This is a genomic window from Fictibacillus sp. BK138, assembly GCF_004216955.1.
Lineage (GTDB): Bacteria > Bacillota > Bacilli > Bacillales > Fictibacillaceae > Fictibacillus.
This window is the reverse complement of record NZ_SGXL01000001.1, coordinates 1620480-1638868: the sequence shown is the minus strand read 5'-3', so window position 1 is coordinate 1638868 and position 18389 is coordinate 1620480. Positions and strand designations below refer to the sequence as shown.

21 protein-coding genes are annotated in these 18389 nt (G+C 39.2%); all 21 read right to left on the bottom strand.

The features are described 5' to 3' along the window. Positions 1–599 precede the first annotated feature (599 nt). The 21 genes from hisC to EV282_RS08030 all read right to left on the bottom strand — a co-directional run bounded on the left by hisC (position 600) and on the right by EV282_RS08030 (position 18347). The gene (gene hisC / locus EV282_RS08130) at positions 600–1703 is read right to left on the bottom strand and encodes a histidinol-phosphate transaminase (RefSeq protein WP_130295269.1); all 1104 of its coding nucleotides are present in this window, start codon (positions 1701–1703) and stop codon (positions 600–602) included. Between the two features lie 14 nt (positions 1704–1717). After that, entirely contained in the window at positions 1718–2524 is an 807-nt protein-coding gene (gene trpA / locus EV282_RS08125) for a tryptophan synthase subunit alpha (RefSeq protein ID WP_130295267.1), read from the bottom strand. Then, a complete protein-coding gene (gene trpB / locus EV282_RS08120; RefSeq protein ID WP_130295266.1) occupies positions 2517–3725 on the bottom strand; it encodes a tryptophan synthase subunit beta in 1209 nt (402 codons plus the stop codon). Before trpB ends, trpA begins: the two co-directional genes overlap by 8 nt. Then, entirely contained in the window at positions 3703–4347 is a 645-nt protein-coding gene (locus tag EV282_RS08115) for a phosphoribosylanthranilate isomerase (RefSeq protein WP_165389399.1), read from the bottom strand. Before EV282_RS08115 ends, trpB begins: the two co-directional genes overlap by 23 nt. Continuing rightward, entirely contained in the window at positions 4337–5113 is a 777-nt protein-coding gene (gene trpC / locus EV282_RS08110) for an indole-3-glycerol phosphate synthase TrpC (RefSeq protein WP_130295263.1), read from the bottom strand. The genes EV282_RS08115 and trpC overlap by 11 nt, the downstream gene beginning before the upstream one ends. Further along, positions 5103–6131, bottom strand: coding sequence for an anthranilate phosphoribosyltransferase (gene trpD / locus EV282_RS08105; RefSeq protein WP_130295261.1), 1029 nt, complete (start codon positions 6129–6131; stop codon positions 5103–5105). The genes trpC and trpD overlap by 11 nt, the downstream gene beginning before the upstream one ends. Before the next feature lie 369 nt (positions 6132–6500). Next, a complete protein-coding gene (locus EV282_RS08100; RefSeq protein WP_130295259.1) occupies positions 6501–7274 on the bottom strand; it encodes a CheR family methyltransferase in 774 nt (257 codons plus the stop codon). Between the two features lie 361 nt (positions 7275–7635). Beyond that, entirely contained in the window at positions 7636–8079 is a 444-nt protein-coding gene (ndk, locus tag EV282_RS08095; RefSeq protein WP_066290459.1) for a nucleoside-diphosphate kinase, read from the bottom strand. Between the two features lie 89 nt (positions 8080–8168). After that, positions 8169–9134, bottom strand: a complete 966-nt coding sequence (locus tag EV282_RS08090) for a polyprenyl synthetase family protein (RefSeq protein ID WP_130295257.1) — start codon at positions 9132–9134, stop codon at positions 8169–8171. Positions 9135–9156: 22 nt separating this feature from the next. After that, positions 9157–9984 (bottom strand): menaquinone biosynthetic enzyme MqnA/MqnD family protein, encoded by an 828-nt coding sequence (locus EV282_RS08085; RefSeq protein ID WP_130295255.1) that lies wholly within the window; start codon positions 9982–9984, stop codon positions 9157–9159. Positions 9985–9990: 6 nt separating this feature from the next. Further along, positions 9991–10581 (bottom strand): UbiX family flavin prenyltransferase, encoded by a 591-nt coding sequence (locus tag EV282_RS08080; RefSeq protein ID WP_130295254.1) that lies wholly within the window; start codon positions 10579–10581, stop codon positions 9991–9993. Next, positions 10578–11411 (bottom strand): UbiA-like polyprenyltransferase, encoded by an 834-nt coding sequence (locus tag EV282_RS08075; RefSeq protein WP_264191127.1) that lies wholly within the window; start codon positions 11409–11411, stop codon positions 10578–10580. Before EV282_RS08075 ends, EV282_RS08080 begins: the two co-directional genes overlap by 4 nt. 46 nt (positions 11412–11457) lie before the next feature. Next, on the bottom strand, positions 11458–12162 hold the full coding sequence (locus EV282_RS08070; RefSeq protein ID WP_130295251.1) for a demethylmenaquinone methyltransferase: 705 nt from the start codon (positions 12160–12162) through the stop codon (positions 11458–11460). Between the two features lie 4 nt (positions 12163–12166). Next, entirely contained in the window at positions 12167–12868 is a 702-nt protein-coding gene (locus EV282_RS08065) for a heptaprenyl diphosphate synthase component 1 (RefSeq protein ID WP_165389398.1), read from the bottom strand. 182 nt (positions 12869–13050) lie between these two features. After that, the gene (mtrB, locus tag EV282_RS08060) at positions 13051–13269 is read right to left on the bottom strand and encodes a trp RNA-binding attenuation protein MtrB (protein ID WP_066241872.1); all 219 of its coding nucleotides are present in this window, start codon (positions 13267–13269) and stop codon (positions 13051–13053) included. Between the two features lie 16 nt (positions 13270–13285). Continuing rightward, on the bottom strand, positions 13286–13852 hold the full coding sequence (gene folE / locus EV282_RS08055; protein ID WP_066290471.1) for a GTP cyclohydrolase I FolE: 567 nt from the start codon (positions 13850–13852) through the stop codon (positions 13286–13288). A gap of 343 nt (positions 13853–14195) precedes the next feature. Continuing rightward, entirely contained in the window at positions 14196–14468 is a 273-nt protein-coding gene (locus tag EV282_RS08050; protein WP_066290474.1) for an HU family DNA-binding protein, read from the bottom strand. A 500-nt stretch (positions 14469–14968) separates the two neighbouring features. After that, positions 14969–16447: a stage IV sporulation protein A gene (gene spoIVA, locus EV282_RS08045; protein ID WP_130295248.1), complete on the bottom strand. Its 1479-nt coding sequence runs from the start codon at positions 16445–16447 to the stop codon at positions 14969–14971. Positions 16448–16706: 259 nt separating this feature from the next. Beyond that, positions 16707–17417: a hypothetical protein gene (locus tag EV282_RS08040; protein ID WP_130295246.1), complete on the bottom strand. Its 711-nt coding sequence runs from the start codon at positions 17415–17417 to the stop codon at positions 16707–16709. 14 nt (positions 17418–17431) lie between these two features. Further along, positions 17432–17632, bottom strand: a complete 201-nt coding sequence (locus tag EV282_RS08035) for a DUF2768 domain-containing protein (protein WP_130295244.1) — start codon at positions 17630–17632, stop codon at positions 17432–17434. Positions 17633–18086: 454 nt separating this feature from the next. After that, a complete protein-coding gene (locus EV282_RS08030; RefSeq protein ID WP_077364014.1) occupies positions 18087–18347 on the bottom strand; it encodes a stage VI sporulation protein F in 261 nt (86 codons plus the stop codon). Positions 18348–18389: the final 42 nt, after the last annotated feature.

The following is an 18389-nucleotide window of genomic DNA, read 5'->3' as shown; positions in this document are numbered from 1 at the left end:
GTGAGCCCCTTGCTGCTTTGCAGCCTTAAGGGTCTCACCTGACCGCTCGTCCGCAGGACAAGGAAGGCTACGACAGCGATGCATCGCACGAAGAAAATTGATTTTCATTTTCGAGGAGTCTCGCACCTTCCACTCCAATCAATTTTTCAAAGAAGGGGAAGAAAAATAACAACCACAACCTTTTAGAACCTTTCTAAAAGATAGTTGCTTTGAATATTATTTGTTGAGTATACTTCTCTGACTTGTTGATTGAGTGCAAGATGTGTGCCAACTACAGTAGATTCATCTCGCGAGTCTTGCCACGAGAAAAGCCCTCTTCAATAGGATTTTCTAGCAGACGCAGGAGCACTGCTTTCTTGAATAGGTAACCCCTCAGGCTATCAACATCTACAAAAGCAAAATTGTTAATGAAAACAGTCTAAAAGAAAAATAAACAAAAAAAAGTCCTGACATGTAAGCGTTGTCAGGAAAGAATAATATGGATAGGAGTGGAGAGAAACCATATTAACTACATTATAAATAGAGTATTCTGAAAATGCAATACTTTTTTGAAAATTATGAAAATAGCCCGAGTATCTGATTGATACCGGGCTAAAAAATCAGTTCACACTTTCTACAAGGGATTCAATATACGTTTCGAGATGTCCAATAATCTCTCTGTTATGTTCTTCTTCACCGATCGTGATACGAATCATCGTTGGAAAGCCGAGCGCACTACCTGAACGGACGATGTAGCCTTTCTTCAATAGATAATTAAATGCTGAATCTGCATCAGATTTTACATCGATTAAGATAAAGTTAGCTTCTGATGGGTAGTAAAGAAGGTCTTTTCTTACACAGAAAGAATAGAAGAGTTCGAGTCCCTCTCTGTTCTTTTGTTTACACTCAGTAATAAAGCCCTCATCCTCCAGTGCCCCTATTGCAGCTGCTTGAGCTAGTCTTGATGTATTAAAAGGTTCTCGTGCTGGCACGATGCCTTTAATAATAGTGCTATCGGCTATACCGTAACCTATACGCAGCGCAGCTAGTCCATGTGCTTTAGAAAAGGTACGCAGAATTACTAGATTCGGATAATTCTTTAAATGATTAATGGTATTCGGATAGTCATTTGCTGAAACATATTCAAAATATGCTTCATCACTTACCACAATAACATCAGAAGGAACCTTTTTCATAAATTGAACAAAATCATTTTCAGGTATATAGTTCCCAGTAGGATTATTCGGATTACAAAGCCAGACGATCTTTGTCTGGTGATCAATTTCAGTAAGCATAGATTCTAAATCATGGTTACCGTTAATCAACGGCACCTCTCTAATTTCTGCCCCTTCAATAACAGCATTGTGGCGATATTGAGGAAAAGTGGGAGCAGCCATTACGGTGTTCGTTTCAGGAGATAAATAGGCCCTGCAAAGTATTTGAACGACTTCATCTGAACCATTTCCAAAAATAAGCTGTTCTTGTTTAACACCTAGATAACCAGATAATTTTTCTCTGATCTCTGCTGCATATCCATCCGGATAAACTTGAAGATTTGAGAGTTCTTCTGTGATCTTATCTTTGGCTAATTTAGAACATCCATATGGATTCTCATTTGAAGCAAGTTTGACTATTTTTTCTAATCCTAACTCACGCTTTACTTCTTCAACGGGTTTACCAGGTTTGTAGGGCTGTAAAGATAACAACTGTTCTTTCGGCTGCATTTTCCCACTCCTTTTTAACGGCTATAAACAGGGAGTAACGATTCTATATACTGTTTAAACTCTACAATCGCTTCTTCTCTGTTATTAATCAATTCTTTCTCCAGCGATTCAATCTTCTTAACGATAGCACTCCCTATGATAAATCCATCACTTGTTCCTTCAAATTGTTCGATTTGATTTCTTTTGGACAATCCAAATCCTACCAAAACAGGAACAGCTGAATGTTCTTTTGCAGCTCTTAAGAAATCGTTCAATCCATCACGGAATTCACTTCTGACTCCAGTCACTCCAAGTGAAGAGATACAGTATAGAAACCCTTCTGCTTCTCTTGATAGTTTATTAAGCTTTTCGTTATGTGTAGTTGGAGCTACTAATGAGATCAAAGCGAGGTGATGAGCTGAGCACATTTCTTTAAGGTAAGAGCTTTCTTCATAAGGAAGATCTGGCACCAAGATGCCGTCAACGCCATTCTCTTCTGCAAGTGTCATGAAACGATTTTCTCCTAATTGTAACAAAAGATTATAATAAGTAAAGATGATTACTGGAATCTTCAATCCTCTTCCCCTCAGCTTTGAGACGAGTTTAATCGTTTTCTCCAAGTTCATCTTTTGCCTTAATCCCCTCATGCCCGCTCGCTGTATAACCGGTCCGTCAGCCAGAGGATCTGAATAGGGTACACCAAGTTCTAGGGCTGCTGCACCGCAATCTTCTAACGCTAAAGAAAGTTCTATTGTAGCCTCTTCACACGGGTCTCCTGCCATAATATAAGGTACGAATCGATAATCAGCAGAATTTTGAAAAGCCGCCCATCTCTTATTCATACTGATTTCCTCCTTCGACTTTTTCCATAAGTGTATGAACATCCTTATCACCTCTGCCGGATAGGCAGACGACAATTGCTTCATCTTTGTTCATATTCTTTGCAAGTTTAAGGCTGTATGCTACTGCATGGGCACTCTCTAGCGCACATAGGATACCTTCGTTTAAGCATAGAGACTTTAATGCATCTAAAGATTCTTGATCGGTTACAGCTTCATATTTTACTCTCTCGGTTTCATGAAGATAAGCATGTTCAGGTCCGATTCCAGGGTAGTCCAGTCCTGCAGAAATCGAATAAGGTTCTGTAATCTGACCTTCTTCTGTTTGCAAAAGTTTTGTAAGGGATCCATGTATCACGCCGTTTGTACCCTTTGATAGAGTAGCTGCATGCGCATTCGTTTCAATTCCTTTGCCGGCAGCTTCTACACCAAAAAGGGGTACATCTTTTTCGATAAAGGGCGCAAACATTCCGATCGCATTGCTTCCTCCGCCGACACACGCAACAACTGCATCGGGCAAGCTCCCTTCATTTTCCCGAATAAACTGATCTATCGTTTCAAATCCGATAACCTGCTGAAAATTCTTCACCATTTTAGGATAAGGATGCGGACCGACGGCTGAACCGATAAGATAAAACGTATCTTCAACAGAAGCCACCCATTCCCTGATCGCCTCATTTGTAGCATCTTTTAGTGTTTGACTGCCACTTGTTACCTCGATTACTTCTGCACCTAGAAGCTTCATACGAAAAACATTCAACGCCTGTCTTCGTATATCCTCTTTTCCCATATATACTTTGCAGGAAAGGCCGTATTTAGCGGCTACTGTCGCTGCAGCTACTCCGTGCTGTCCCGCTCCGGTTTCAGCGATGATTTTTTTCTTGCCCATCCTGACAGCTAAGAGTGCTTGTCCGATCGCATTATTTATTTTATGTGCCCCTGTGTGATTAAGATCTTCACGTTTCAAATATATCTTGGCACCTCCGTTAGCCTCACTCAATCGTTCTGCGAAGGTTAAAGGAGTCGGTCTTCCCGAATACACCGCAAGTTCATTTTGAAATTGTTTCTGAAACTCTTTGTCATTCAAAGCTTCTTCAAATGATTTTTCAAGTTCTTCTAAGGCGAACATTATGGTTTCAGGAACATATTTTCCGCCAAAGTTACCATATCTTCCTCGATGATCAGGTACGATTGCTGCTGACATGTAAAATCATCCTTTCCAGTTTTTCTATACGATTACTGCATTTTCTTCCCTCGTACTCTATGCCTCCGCTCAGGTCAACTCCGTATGGGCCATAATCAAGCAAGGTATCAATATTTTCCGGGGTAATTCCACCCGCTATAAAACACGGAACATTTTCTTCTTTTGCTAATTTTAAAATTGCCGGCACCTGAGTCCAAGCAAACGAAATTCCAGTCCCTCCAAATTGCCCTTTTGATACGGAGTCCACAACAATGGCATCTGCGTATTTTGCATATACAGCAATCTGTTCAGAAATATTGTCACTATAAGGAATTGCTTTATAGATGAGTTTCCTTGTACGTTTTTTAAGTTTAATAATCGTACTAACCGACTCATTTCCGTGGCATTGAATGATATCAAGGGGCACTTCCTCTGCCGCCGAAACCATCTCTTCTATTGAACTGTTCTGGAATACACCAGCTATCAGTTTACGTTTTCCGTGTGACCTAACCCATGTGGAGACGTCCTCACGCGCTACCTTTCTTTTACTATCAGCAAAAACAAAACCGATAATATCAGCTCTAGAGGAAGAAAGAAGCAGGTAGTCATCCTCTGTCTGGCAGCCGCAATATTTAACGTACATTACCATAGATCTCCGTTATTTTGTTTTTGATAGAGTCAGCACGCATAAGTGATTCCCCTATCAGCATTCCATTCACACCATTGTCTGAGAGACTCTTCACATCCACTGCCGATTTAATTCCACTTTCACTAATCACTAACGTTTCTTTCTTTATAAAGGGGAGCAGCGAAAAAGTATGATTGATGTTTGTAGTAAAGTTTTTTAAGTCGCGGTTGTTTATTCCGATCATAGAAGGGTTGCAAACCTCATAGACTTGCATAATCTCCCCTTCCGTATGGACTTCTACTAAGCACTCCAGACCACATTCTACAGCAAATTTATAAAGGGCTTTAAACTTTTCTTTCGTTAAGCAAGCTGCAATAAGCAATATGGCATCTGCTCCATGTTCAACACTCTCAACAATTTGTCTTTCATCGATTATAAAATCTTTTCTCAAGAGCGGAATGGAAACATGCTTTCGAATTTCTTTTAAATATTCTAGATTACCTTGAAAGAACTCCGTATCGGTTAGAACCGAAAGACAAGCCGCTCCAGCTTCTTCATATTCTTTAGCAATACTTACAGGATCAAAATTTTCCTTAATAATACCTTTAGAGGGAGATGCTTTCTTCACTTCAGCAATCAATGCTGGCTTTCTTTCAGATTTGAGCAGATTCAAGGCAAAAGGCCGATGGTCTTTTTCAATAAAATCTATATTTCCTGATCTCGTGACCGGAGGAAGAACTTCTATCTCTTTTTCTTTTTGCTTTATGATGTTAGTTAACAAGAGCTTTCTCCTCCTCTTTATTCATCGATAACAGATGTTTATATGCTGTACCTGAGCTCAAGCAGTTCTCTATCACTTCAACACCTTCTTTGATCCTGTGAACACGGTTTGAGGCAAATAATGCTGCAGCCGCATTTAGTATCACGATATTTCTTGCTGATTCATTTCCTTGGCCTTTTAAGATAGAAATGATTAATTCTGCACTTTCTTGCTTATCATTTACAGTAATCTCTTTTAATGAGCCTCTTTTCAGCCCTGCTTCTTCAGGTGTAAAAGTAGACTCAGTAATTTCTCCGTTTTCAACTAAGAACATTTTTGTTTCGTCGGTGATCGAACATTCATCCAGCCCATCTTTCCCTGTGACTAAAAGTGCTTTCTTCATACCGAGTTTTTTTATAGCTTGTGCCATCGCTGCAGCGGCACTTTCGTCACTTACACCAATCAGCTGATATGCTGGAGACATCGGGTTCACCAGGGGACCGATTATATTAAAAATAGTCCTAAAAGGTAGCTGACGCCTTAAGTGTGCGACTTTTTTCAAAGATGGATGAAAATAAGGTGCATGCAAAAATGCAATGTCATGATTTTCTAACTGGTAATTTGCTTCATAACTGTTTGTTGCTACTGTAATGCCCAGGGCTTCTAATACATCAGAACTACCGCTTTTAGATGTGATTGCTTTATTGCCATGCTTCGCTACTTTAATGCCAAGAGAGGACAAGATGATGCTTACCGCCGTAGAAATATTAAAGGTGGATGCTCCATCACCGCCAGTACCGCAAGTATCCATTATGTCTTCAGTGGATTTTCTGCTGACCTGCTTGGAAAGTTTACGGATGGCCTTTACAAAACCTGTGATCTCTTCAGCTGTCTCACCGCGATAGCTCATTATAGTAAGGATAGAAATGGCTTCAGTATCAGTTACACTTCCATTCACGAGGCTTTCCATAAAATAAAAAGCTTCCTTCTCTGTCATCGTTTCTTTTTTTACTAATTTTTTATTTAGTGATTGGATCATAAGAACGCCCCTTTAAACGTATTGTTTTGTTCTGCACTGAGAAAAAACAACCGTTCAAGGCGGGTTATGAAAGGAAAATATCATAAAGTACACCTCCGCATATTACGGAGAGTGAGGGGGTTATAAGAGGACGATTCATCTATGGACCATGTACTCCTTATAAAAAAGGATACAAAAAAGCCATGCAGAAAAAAACCGCATGGCATATGTACATTTCCATTCTCGGCTCTGCTCCACTCGAACTCTCTCTCAACTTGTCTCAACTAGGCTCTAATACTCTAAACTATTACTCTAAACTTATCAGTTACATTAAACCATTCATTTTAATCTGTCAACCATGAAAAAGTAAATTCAATATAATTAACCTTATTATTTTTTTCTGTAGAAGAATGGTTCTTCTGATTCTAATCCGTACAATCCAGGATTAAAGATTTGTTCTGTGCTTCCAACAAATAATACTCCTCCTGGACGTAGAGCTTTACTGAATTTATCATATAAAACCGCTTTTGCTTCTTCTGTAAAATAGATCATCACATTCCGGCAAACGATTAAATCGAAATCATTTCCGAATGGATCGGAAAGAAGGTTCTGCTTTTTAAATGTGACATGTTTTTTTATGTCATCACTTATTTTTAGACCTAGTTCCTGCTTTAAAAAATATCGCTTCTTTTTCGTAACGGGAACGTCTTGAACAGCTTTTTCAAAATAAAAACCGTTTTTTGCTTGTTCTAAAACTTGTTCATCTAGATCTGTCGCCAGAACAGAAAAGTTAATGATCCCCTTATATTCTGTAAGCATCATCGAAAGTGTATACGGCTCCTCGCCTGTTGAACATGCAGCACTCCATACTTTCAAAGAGTTACGTTCAGCTAAGAGTCTTGGTAGAATCTTTTGTTCAAGCACTTCCCAGCGAGAAGGATTTCGATAGAACTCAGAAACATTGATCGTCATTCTGTCTAAAAATTCATCCAGCATATTGCTGTCATGTGATAAAGCTTGATAATAGTCAGAAAAGGAACCAAAAGATCTCTTATCTCTTAAAGCGATCAGTCGCCGTTTCATTTGTGCTTCTTTATATTTTGAAAGATCAATTCCCGTCTTTAGCAAAATATTCTTTTTAAATCCTTCATAATCCAAGTCCATTTATTTCTCTCCCGTTAGTCATATGCTGCTTTGTTCATCATCCATATCCCTTTTATCGGCGAACTTTAAACTTTTTTCATATACTCATAGATCCACCATGAGTAATTGAAAATTCCATAAAATGTAAAAATTTGTGATTACCGGTTATTTTTATGTGATTGTATCCACTTTTTATGTGATGATTACGTTTTTTTATGTGTTTATTGTCTTTTTTTATGTGATTAGTAAATAGGCTCTTAAAACTTTACTGACATCGACTAAAAATGCGAGGAAATCAACTACTTATTTCAATAAAATTCATAAAAATAAAAAAAACCGGCACAATGGCCGGCTAAAACGCTTTCATTTTTAGATAAAATAATTAGATCCAAACAGAAACAGCTTTATCGTAAGAAACTAGTTCTTCTTCTTTAAAGAATAAACCGATTTCGCGCTCTGCACTTTCAGCAGAATCTGAACCGTGGATGATGTTGTTGCTTACTTGTACAGCATAGTCACCGCGGATTGAACCAGGTGCTGCTTCAGCAGGGTTCGTTTTGCCCATCATGTTGCGAGCAGTTAAGATAACGTCTTTACCTTCCCAAACCATTGCAAATACAGGTCCAGAAGTAATAAAGTCTACAAGCTCTCCGAAGAACGGACGCTCTTTGTGCTCACCGTAATGTTCTTTAGCAAGATCCTCAGAAATGTTCATTAATTTCGCCCCTACTAATTGAAAACCTTTCTTTTCAAAACGGGATACGATTTCTCCGATTAACGCACGTTGAACGCCATCTGGTTTAACCATTAAAAACGTTTTTTCCATGTATTCCCTCTCCTATCATCTATGTATAGTATATGTGGGACAAGTTCCCCAGAGAAATCGTACCAAAAATTTTAAAAATTAGCAATGGCTCAAAATTTCCGGCCAGCAATAAAATCAGCTACTTTCAGCAAGCTGTCCCTCGCATCGGTATCAGGTAATGATCGTGCAGCATTTTTAGCACGGTTCAGGTATTTCGCGGAGATTTGAGATGCATACTCGATCCCGCCATGGCTTTTAATATCTTTTAACAGCTCTTTCAGAAGCTCAGAATTTCCATTTTGATAGTAGAGGTCCAGCTTTTCTTTCACTTCAGGATAATTACGGATCGTAAATAACGCCGGAAGTGTAATGTTTCCTTGCTTCAAATCACTTCCTGCAGGTTTTCCAAGCTGTTTTTCTGATGCGGTAAAATCCAAGATATCATCCGTAATCTGAAAAGCCATGCCGACACAATAGCCAAACTCATAAAGAAGTCTCTGAAGGGAAACATCCGCTTTTGAAGTGATCGCTCCTAACTGGCAGCTTAAAGCGATGAGCAAAGCGGTCTTACGCTTGATCCGCTTAAAATACTTTCTTATGTTCTGATCCGTATCAAATTGTTCGTTTATCTGTTCGATCTCGCCCAGGCACATCTCTTTCATTCCCTGCGCCAGGATCTGATGTGCACGGGGAATCTCAATATCTGTCATTAACTTTAGAGCAGAAGCAAAAATATAATCACCCGTGTACATGGCGATCTTATTGTCATACTTTGCCTTAACCGTCTCTCTTCCTCTTCTCATGTCAGCATCATCTACGACATCGTCATGGACAAGCGAGGCCATATGTATTAATTCTAATGCTGCTGCAGGCTTTTTAACTTGACTGATGTTGTATGTACCAAACTGAGCAGAAAGCAGAACAAATACAGGGCGGATTCTTTTTCCCCCAGCTTTTAATAACTCCATGCCTGCTGTATGGATCATAGGCTGATCAGAACTAACCGACACTGCGAGTTGATCTTCTATTAGCTGTAAATCTTTTTTTAAAAATGAGTATAAGTCTTTTAACTTCACTTTTATTTCACCCTATCGCCTGTTACTTATACGAAAGCTTTAAGATAGAGGGTATTGTCTGCAACAATCCGCACTCTTTAGCAAGCTGAAAATAAACACTTAGTCCTTTTTCATGTTCGCCATTAAATCCGTAATCTAACCCATTAAAATATGATTCCCAAAATGCAGCAGTTCCGCCATGCTCCATGACTGCACGTTCAACAACAGGTGCAAAATTTTCTCTCAGACAGCGCTCTTTGCTTTCTGTCATACTTTGACCAACATAAGAGAGCAATTCTCTCTTCTCTGTTTCCATCTCTTTACGATAAGCCATCACAGCAAAAACCATCGGAAGTCCAGTCTCTTTATACCAGATTTCTCCTAGGTCATACACATGATAGCTACTGTTCTTTCTATTGGCTGAAATGGCATCATCACCAATCAGGAGGCATGCATCATACAGTTCCATCATTTTTTCGAAATTCGGTTTTTCTACTTTAAAAGAAGGCTCAATTCTGTAAAATTGCCACATGATGATCTTCACCAAGGCAACAGATGTTTCAGAGCTCGACGTTAAAGCTACCTTTTTTCCGCCTAACTCTTCTAAGCGATATTTCGAAAACAAAAAGATAGAATTGACTTTTCCGAAAGCAGAAACCGATAAGTCTGGGATAAGGCTATAACGGTCTGCATTTTTTCCAAAAGAAAATGAGGAGATCCCTCCTATATCTACCTTTTTTTCTTCCATTAGCCGGTTAATTCTAGAAGGCACGGCATCTGTTATCGATACTCCGTTCTCCTTTAATCGTTCTCTGTCCAAATAAAAATATAGGGGTATGATGTTTGTATAGTTAATTTCCCCGATGTTCATATTCTATCAGTCTCCCCAGCGTGTAAACAATTCATGGTGAACACCTAGATTATCCAATACTTTTCCTACAAGGAAATTCACTAAATCTTCCATAGACTTAGGTAAATGATAAAAACCAGGCATTGCTGGAACGATCTTACCTCCAGCTTCAGTAACTTTGATCATATTTTCCAGATGAATCTTATGAAGCGGCGTTTCTCTTGGAACTAAAATGAGTTTTCTGCTTTCCTTCAGCATAACATCTGCCGTACGCTCCAGTAGATTGCCAGAAGCTCCATGAGCGATTCCAGACAAAGTACCCATCGAACAAGGTATGATAACCATTCCGTCATTCTGATAAGAACCACTCGCGATAGGCGCATTAAAATCGCGGAGCGTGTGGTAATGAAAACGCTCCCTGCCAAATGAAGCAAAGTGTTCTTCCAGACAAGCTTCCCGATCCTCAGTGTTCCAAAGGAGCTCTTCTCTAAATACTTGCCATCCTGCTTCAGTCACTACAAGATGGACTTTGTTTCCGCTCTTCAGAATTTCCTGTACAAGTCTAATACCATATACAGCACCACTTGCCCCGGTAATACCAATCGTAAAAGTTTTCATAATAAAAGGTCCCCTATTGAAAAAATAAACATGACTACACTTAAAACACCGTTCATCGTAAAGAAGGCTACATCCAGCTTTGATAGATCATGAGGCTTTACCAATGAATGTTCATATACCATGATTACACCAGAAATAATGACGCCGAGATAATAAATCCACCCCATACCTGACACTGCACCAAGTGTGATGAAAGTTATGAAACTAGCACCATGAAGCCATCTGGCAGTTATCAGACCTTTTGCAATGCCAAATGCAGACGGGATAGAATACAAACCATGTGACTTGTCATATTCCGCGTCTTGGGTTGCATATATAACGTCAAAACCTGCCGTCCAAAAAAGCACGCCGAAAAACAATAGAAATGCTTCCTGACTTAACGTACCTGTTGCACCAACCCATCCACCTAGGGGTGCCAGTGCAATCGTAATCCCAAGGACAATGTGGCACAGATAAGTAAACCGCTTCGTATAAGAATAAATAACAAGAAAAAAGACAGCAAGCGGAAGCAGCTTTACAGAAAGTGCATTAAGCTGGTACGCACTAACAAACAATAACGCTAGAGTCACTGCGATAAATAAATATACTTCACCTATTTTTAAAAGTTTTGCAGGAATAGCACGAGTCTTAGTTCTAGGATTTTCTCCATCAATCTCTGAATCTATCGCCCGGTTCAGAGCCATTGCAGAACTTCTTGCACCTACCATCGCTAACGTGATCCATACCCATTCGAACAATGATGGCATGGTACCTTCTTCAACAATGTTCCCCATTATTGCCCCCAAATAGGCAAAAGGCAGAGCAAAAATGGTATGTTCAAACTTAATCATTTCTAAAATAATCTTAACTTTATTCCACACACTTCAACGCTCTCTTCTATTGCGGTTTTTTACCTGTATGCATAGCAGCTGCACCTAATGCATATGATTTCACTTCAACTTCGGTCAAACCTGATCTTTGAAAAAGATCCTTTAGTTCTTCTTTAGTCAAAAAAGCTTCAGTTGACTCTTGCAGCCAAGAGTATTCTTGATAGCTTTTTGCGAAAAGCTTACCGAAGACAGGCATGATATACGTAAAATAAAATTTGAAAACCTGTTTGAAAACGGGAACTGTCGGATGTGACGTTTCCAAACAAACCACTCTTCCTCCAGGCTTTACTACTCTTGCCATTTCTTTAAGCGCCTGAAAATAGTCAGGTACGTTTCTGAGACCAAAACCAATGGTTACAACATCAAAGGTGTTATCTTCAAACGGCAGCTCCATTGCATTTCCATGTAAAAAAGCTATGTTAGGAAAAGAGCGTTTCTTTAATTTTTCCCGTCCGACCTTCAACATGTTCTCACTAAAGTCAAGGCCAGTTACATTACCTTTTTCACCTGCAGCTTCTGCAAGCGCAAATGTCCATTCTCCAGTTCCGCAGCAAACATCCAGACAATTGTCTCCCGGTTTGACACTGATGCGTTTCATAGTATCATTTCGCCATCTGTTATGCTGTTTGAAGCTGATAAGATCGTTCATATAATCATATTGATCTGAGATCTTTTCAAATACAGAGTGAACCCGTTCTTCTTTACTCAACATCGGATTAACCCTCTCCTAACATTAAGTCATTTTCAATACATTTATAAATGCTGCAGTCTTCCCGATGAAAGACGTGAGGCATCTCTATCCTTTTTTCTCGTAAATCTGTTTCACACGAATTTAAATATTCCAATTGATCCTCGTTCAGTGACATTCTCTGTTCCTTGCTCTGATAGAGGGATATGAGAAGATAGCGTTCTATGAACGGAATATATTTTTGCAGACCGAACGATTCAGCAGCTCTTATATACAATAAGCTTTCAATTTGACCTGCGGTTTTTATGTATTCCACATTACTTTTGTTGATTTGATGATGCATAGAAGATTTATGTTCATTTATTTCTTGGACAGCTTTTGACAGCTTGGATATCAAATCTAGATTTTCGCACCGGGACAATAACAGATAGTAGAGGCTGCTAAAATAATCGCCGGATAAAACAACGAGCTGCCTTCTTTTTTTATGTGAAACAATGTCTTCATCAAGGATATCTTCATGACGATCGAGTGCAGACTGTATCAAAAGGATCGAGCTGAAATATTCCGCTTCAACCGCTTCATCTAATTCAAGTTCACTAAGCAGACAGTACGCTATATACACTTTCGCTTCATCAAAAACTGGAGGCGCAAGAAACTTATCGACATAACTATGCTGCATCAATAAAAGTGTATGCTCTTTTAAACGTTGAATTTTTTCCCTGTTGTTCATCATATACCTCCAAAGATACAGCGAAATGCGCCTCATTATTATAACATAGTCGCCAATTATTTATGGATTCAATCGTTATTTCGGACATAAAGAAAACTAGGCTGACCGCCTAGCCTATCCACCGGCATTCATTTAGCTTACATTCCTGCCAATGGTAAGTTAATTTTGCTTATAAACTATTCTTATGATTCAGTATCTACTTCACCATGCTTAGTGTATATAACTGCTTTTCCTCTAACTTTCACAGCTGAAGTATGCTCAGTAAACTGCGCGATCATCACTTCACCTTTATCCAATTTTTCTGAATGGTGAAACCTTGTTTCTGTTCCTCGGGTTAATCCAATTACATTTACACCATTTTCTTTAGCTTTTATAACAAAAAAGTCAAATTCTGATTTCATTATTGGAAACCCTCCTTTAGTTTTTAATCAGACTTAATACTTCTGCCCTTGCTGCAGCATCTTTTTCAAAAACGCCTCTCACCGCAGAAGTAACCGTCATTGAGCCAGGTTTTTTCACTCCACGCATCGTCATACACATATGCTCTGCCTCGATAACAACAATTACACCGTGCGGTTCGAGTGTTTCAAGCAGGCTGTTTGCAATCGTTGACGTAATTCTCTCTTGCAGCTGCGGTCTTTTTGTTACAGCTTCCACTGCTCTTGCTAGTTTGCTCAATCCAGTAACTTTACCGCCTTTTGGTATGTAACCTATGTGAGCTTTGCCGAAGAAAGGTACAAGGTGATGTTCACACATCGAATAGAAAGGTATATCTTTCACAAGTACTAATTCCTCGTGGTCTTCTCCAAAAATAGTTGCAAAATGTTCTTTCGGATCCTGGTTCAATCCTTGAAAGACTTCTTCGTACATTTTTGCCACACGTTTAGGTGTATCTATTAAACCCTCTCTCTCAGGGTCTTCCCCAATAGCTTCAAGTATCATTTTTACTGCGGTTTCAATTTTCTCACGTTGAACTTCTGCCACGCTCTTTGTCCTCCAATTCCAATAACACAATAGCAAAATTTTAGCATACTGCTGAAAGAATAGCAAAAGGAGAAACCCCTTACATATTGAGCTTTCATAGGAAATAAGCTCTGCCGAAAGAGATCATTCATTTATTTAATAGGGTTATAGCGGGTAGGTTCGTCGAATTTTCTATAAAAATCAGATTACCGTGTAAAAGTGTTTATTTACCCCTCATAATGACTCACACTTTCATTTGAAGCGAACATTCATCTAATCTGTACATCAAACGAACAAACACTCTCCAGCATAAAAAATAAAAAAGACCGTGAACGATTCACGGTCTTTTTGCCCTATGTATAAATTATTTTACAGCGTCCTTAAGGGCTTTCCCAGGTTTGAAAGCAGGAACTTTGCTTGCAGAGATTTCGATTTCTTGTCCAGTTTGCGGGTTGCGGCCTTTACGAGCTGCACGCTCACGAACTTCAAAGTTACCAAAACCGATAAGTTGTACCTTGCTTCCGCTTTGAAGAGTACCAGTGATCGCTTCGAAAACAGCGTCTACTGCTTTAGATGCATCTTTCTTAGAAAGCTGAGCTTGCTCAGATACTGCGTTGATAAGATCAGTCTTGTTCATTCCATTCACCTCCTCTCAAGGAATTCTCTACAGGTATATCGGTAGTGAAATATTTTTTTTAAGTATTATTTTCATATGTAATATACAGGATTTTACTTATTATATCTGTAACAAGCCTTATATTATACGATTCGTTTAAAGAATTCAATCTTTTTTCGACGTTTTTAGCGATTTAACCCTTAAATTTCCTTATATTTTGACCTTTTTTTACAAAAATACGGGTTTAAAAGGTATAAAAGTCTGTCTTTTTTTTCGCATCCTTTTTACTAATTTCATCATAAAATCTAAGTTCGAAAGGTTGAATTGCCAAGTGCGAGGCTCTTGCAGGAGCAGCTTATTGAGCAGCATGGCAGATGTGACACCAATTGGCGCAAAGTGCCTAGGCGGCTCACCGCATGCCCCGCGGAAATCGAGCACCTAGAGCGGAGATCAACTGCTTGCAAAAGATCTCATATCCAATCCAAATAAAAAAAAGACTCCTGGTTATAGGAGTCTCAAAGTTATAAAATAATGGCAATTAAACCGCCTGATCCCTCATTGATTATACGTTCAAGCGTCTCTTTTAATTTGTATCTTGCATTTTCCGGCATTAATGAAATCTTACCTTGTATTCCTTCTCTTACGATAGAGTTTAAGGAGCGTCCAAAGATATCAGAATTCCAGATTGACAGGGGATCTTCCTCAAAATCCTGCATTAAATATCTTAGCATTTCTTCACTTTGTTTTTCGGTTCCAATGATCGGAGCGAATTCGGATTCCACATCAACTTTAATCATATGGATTGAAGGTGCGATTGCCTTAAGTCTAACTCCGAATCTGGAACCCTGTCTGATTATTTCAGGCTCATCCAAGCTCATGTCGGTGATAGCTGGAGCTGCAATTCCATATCCTGTCTGCTTCACCATTCTTAGCGCATCCGCCACTTGATCATACTCTGTCTTAGCATATGCAAATTCCTGCATTAATTGAAGAAGGTGATCTTTCCCTCGAATTTCGACCCCGACAACCTCTTTCAAGATCTGATCGTACAAGTAATCTGGTGCAAAAAGATCAATCTCTGCAATCCCTTGCCCCATTTCAATCCCTGCAAGTCTTGCATCATCAATAAAGTCATAGTTTGCGAAGAAGCCTACTACCTTATCAACATCTCGCAATCGCTTAATATCTTGAACAGTTTCTCTTACAGCTTCTTCATAGCTTTCACGCAGCCAATGATTCTCTCTTAACACCATTACCCAGCTTGGAAGATTTACATTTACTTCTAATACAGGGAACTCGTATAAAGCTTCGCGAAGAACATTGTTAATATCATGTTCCGTCATTCCCTCTACACTCATCGCAAGTACTGGGATATCATATTTCTCACATAGTTCATTACGAAGCTGCTGTGTATCCGGATGATGCGGATGAGTTGAGTTGATCAGCATAATGAACGGTTTTCCTACTTCTTTGAGCTCAGCAACAACACGTTCTTCTGATTCTACATAATCATATCTCGGAATTTCTCCGATTGAACCATCCGTTGTCACGACAACTCCAAGTGTGGAATGTTCTTGAATAACTTTCCTTGTTCCGATCTCAGCCGCTTCATGGAACGGAATCGGCTCGTCATACCAAGGTGTATGAATCATTCTAGGCCCGTTTTCATCCTCGTACCCTTTTGCACTCGGTACAGCGTATCCTACACTGTCTACGAGACGGATATTTACATCAAGACCTTCCCCAACATTAATCTTTACCGCATTGTTTGGAACAAATTTGGGTTCAGTGGTCATAATGGTGCGTCCAGCTGCACTTTGCGGCAATTCATCCTGAGCTCGCTGACGTTCTGCTTCATTTTCAATGTTAGGCAGGACTACTAGCTCCATAAATTTCTTTATGAATGTAGACTTACCTGTTCTTACTGCTCCTACTACTCCTAAGTAGATATCTCCGCCCGTCCTTTCGGCGATATCTTTAAAAATATCGATTTTTTCCATTCGTTTCCCTCCCGATCCAAATAAAGTTCCGGATGCTAGTCTTGGACAATACATCGTATGATTTTGTCCTATTGATTATGACAAAGGAACGGAAATTTTTATTGGAACCTCTTTTCTCTGTTGTATAGTTCCATAAAAACGGGAGGGCGCACTACAGTGCCTACCGATGAAACTATAAAGCTTGTTTCGTTATAAGGATTTCCAAAAAAAATCTCTCCGCCTTTTCTATGAATGTATTAGAAAAAGGGAGAGTTCATGCCTATTTTATTAAAAAAACAGGCTCTTTGTTTTCAACTTTATATGGAACTGAATAGACCGGTACAAAAAAGGAATGTTCTGCTAGCAGGTGGCGGATATCTTCGTACTTGTCCAACTCCTCTTTATAGCTCTCGATCGCAGGCTTTAAGTCTTTTCTATAATCTATAAAAATTTTCGCATCACCGTTTACCATCATAGGCAATTTCTTACCTGTAAAAGGGCTTGTGACGAATGGGTCCTTTTTAAATCCTAATTTTTTATAATCAAGTGTGTATCTTCCTTGTTCCTCAATCTTCTTAAACGGCGGATAACGGTGCTTATCCATATAGATGTTTAACGCAACCTGTACATCTTGAACTTTGTCTGTTAATACCAGATCAGCCAGTTTAACGGTTGGATCTGTTTCAACATCTATTAAGACGTACTGGAATGTTCCGCCTTTTTCATAAGAATTACCAGGCGGTTCCTGCATATATTTTGGAACTAGTTTATTAAAATCAATTAAATATTTTTGATAGATATCCGTGTCTGCTTCCTTTGTTTTAATAGGCAAAACACCAGTATCTTTCTGAAAATTGTCAACAGCTGTCTGTACAGCTGTGATCTGATCCTGATAAGGCATGCGGTTTTGCAGCTTTCGTTCTTCAGGATATAGACAACCAGAGAGAGTAAAAAGGATTAGCAGTAAAGGAATCAGCCATTTTTTTTGCAAATTGATCTCCTCCTCTACCCTTGTACTGGCCCGCTAAATACGACGATTATAATTAGTATTCCAGCCACTATCATGCAGATCCAAGCAAAAAAAGAAACGACTCCCTGTATAATACCAGATAGTTTAGAACGGCTGAACATGATTGAAAAAACAGCAATAAACATTAGAACGATGGCCGATAAAGCCACCCACATTTTCAATAAACCTTCACTCATATGTATCCTCCTTATCCACAGCGTACATTATAGCATAATTTTTTCTATTTCTTTAAAATTCATTTCGTGTTGAGGTAAATCTGGGTTTATCTCATGGACACATCAGAGTTATTTGTTGTAAACTTCACTCAAAATCCAGTTTCGAATAGTGAAACTGCGGTTCGGTAAATACCCCTGCGGGTAGTAATACAAGAAATCCCACGTTAACATGCAATAATTGCACGTTCGTTCATTTTTTTCTCACGTTAATTTACATAATCACACGTTAATTGAAAAATAACCACGAGCCGACACCTCTAGACAAATTTCGCACATATGGTACCCCTCACTATATACTCAAACGACAAAAAAACACCCGGCTCCGACCGGGTGTTTGACTAAATACTCCCTTGATTTCGTTCAATACCTTATCAATCAGACGCAGAATTATCTGTTAAAAGCTACTTACTGCCGCCTATTTTCCATCGAACATTTTAGATAGCGTTGCCAGGTCTAGAGGGATGTTATTATTTAAAACAGCCTGAACGATCTGGTCTTCTTTCTGCTTCGTGACAGCTACCCCAGCCATAGAAGATACTTGGGAAATCAGCATTCGAATCGTGCGCTCATCACGTAAATTAGAACCACTTACGGATTGTGCAAGTTTGAAAATATCGTCCTTTTTAACACTCGTTTTTTTCTCGATCTTGTCAAAAAATTGTTGTTCACGTTCCACCTGAAGTCCTCCTCCCACTTCCTTTTCATCCCTATCGTATGC

Bases quoted from the DNA above. Each gene is read 5' to 3' on its own strand.
- EV282_RS08065 (WP_165389398.1), bottom strand. From the start codon at position 12,868: ATGAACAACAGGGAAAAAATTCAACGTTTAAAAGAGCATACACTTTTA.
- EV282_RS08100 (WP_130295259.1), bottom strand. From the start codon at position 7,274: ATGGACTTGGATTATGAAGGATTTAAAAAGAATATTTTGCTAAAGACG.
- trpD (WP_130295261.1), bottom strand. From the start codon at position 6,131: ATGATCCAATCACTAAATAAAAAATTAGTAAAAAAAGAAACGATGACA.
- spoIVA (WP_130295248.1), bottom strand. From the start codon at position 16,447: ATGGAAAAAATCGATATTTTTAAAGATATCGCCGAAAGGACGGGCGGA.
- EV282_RS08085 (WP_130295255.1), bottom strand. From the start codon at position 9,984: ATGAACATCGGGGAAATTAACTATACAAACATCATACCCCTATATTTT.
- EV282_RS08115 (WP_165389399.1), bottom strand. From the start codon at position 4,347: ATGTACGTTAAATATTGCGGCTGCCAGACAGAGGATGACTACCTGCTT.
- mtrB (WP_066241872.1), bottom strand. From the start codon at position 13,269: ATGAAATCAGAATTTGACTTTTTTGTTATAAAAGCTAAAGAAAATGGT.
- hisC (WP_130295269.1), bottom strand. From the start codon at position 1,703: ATGCAGCCGAAAGAACAGTTGTTATCTTTACAGCCCTACAAACCTGGT.
- trpA (WP_130295267.1), bottom strand. From the start codon at position 2,524: ATGAATAAGAGATGGGCGGCTTTTCAAAATTCTGCTGATTATCGATTC.
- trpB (WP_130295266.1), bottom strand. From the start codon at position 3,725: ATGTCAGCAGCAATCGTACCTGATCATCGAGGAAGATATGGTAACTTT.
- EV282_RS08035 (WP_130295244.1), bottom strand. From the start codon at position 17,632: ATGAGTGAAGGTTTATTGAAAATGTGGGTGGCTTTATCGGCCATCGTT.
- EV282_RS08070 (WP_130295251.1), bottom strand. From the start codon at position 12,162: ATGTTGAGTAAAGAAGAACGGGTTCACTCTGTATTTGAAAAGATCTCA.
- ndk (WP_066290459.1), bottom strand. From the start codon at position 8,079: ATGGAAAAAACGTTTTTAATGGTTAAACCAGATGGCGTTCAACGTGCG.
- EV282_RS08075 (WP_264191127.1), bottom strand. From the start codon at position 11,411: ATGATTAAGTTTGAACATACCATTTTTGCTCTGCCTTTTGCCTATTTG.
- EV282_RS08050 (WP_066290474.1), bottom strand. From the start codon at position 14,468: ATGAACAAGACTGATCTTATCAACGCAGTATCTGAGCAAGCTCAGCTT.
- EV282_RS08080 (WP_130295254.1), bottom strand. From the start codon at position 10,581: ATGAAAACTTTTACGATTGGTATTACCGGGGCAAGTGGTGCTGTATAT.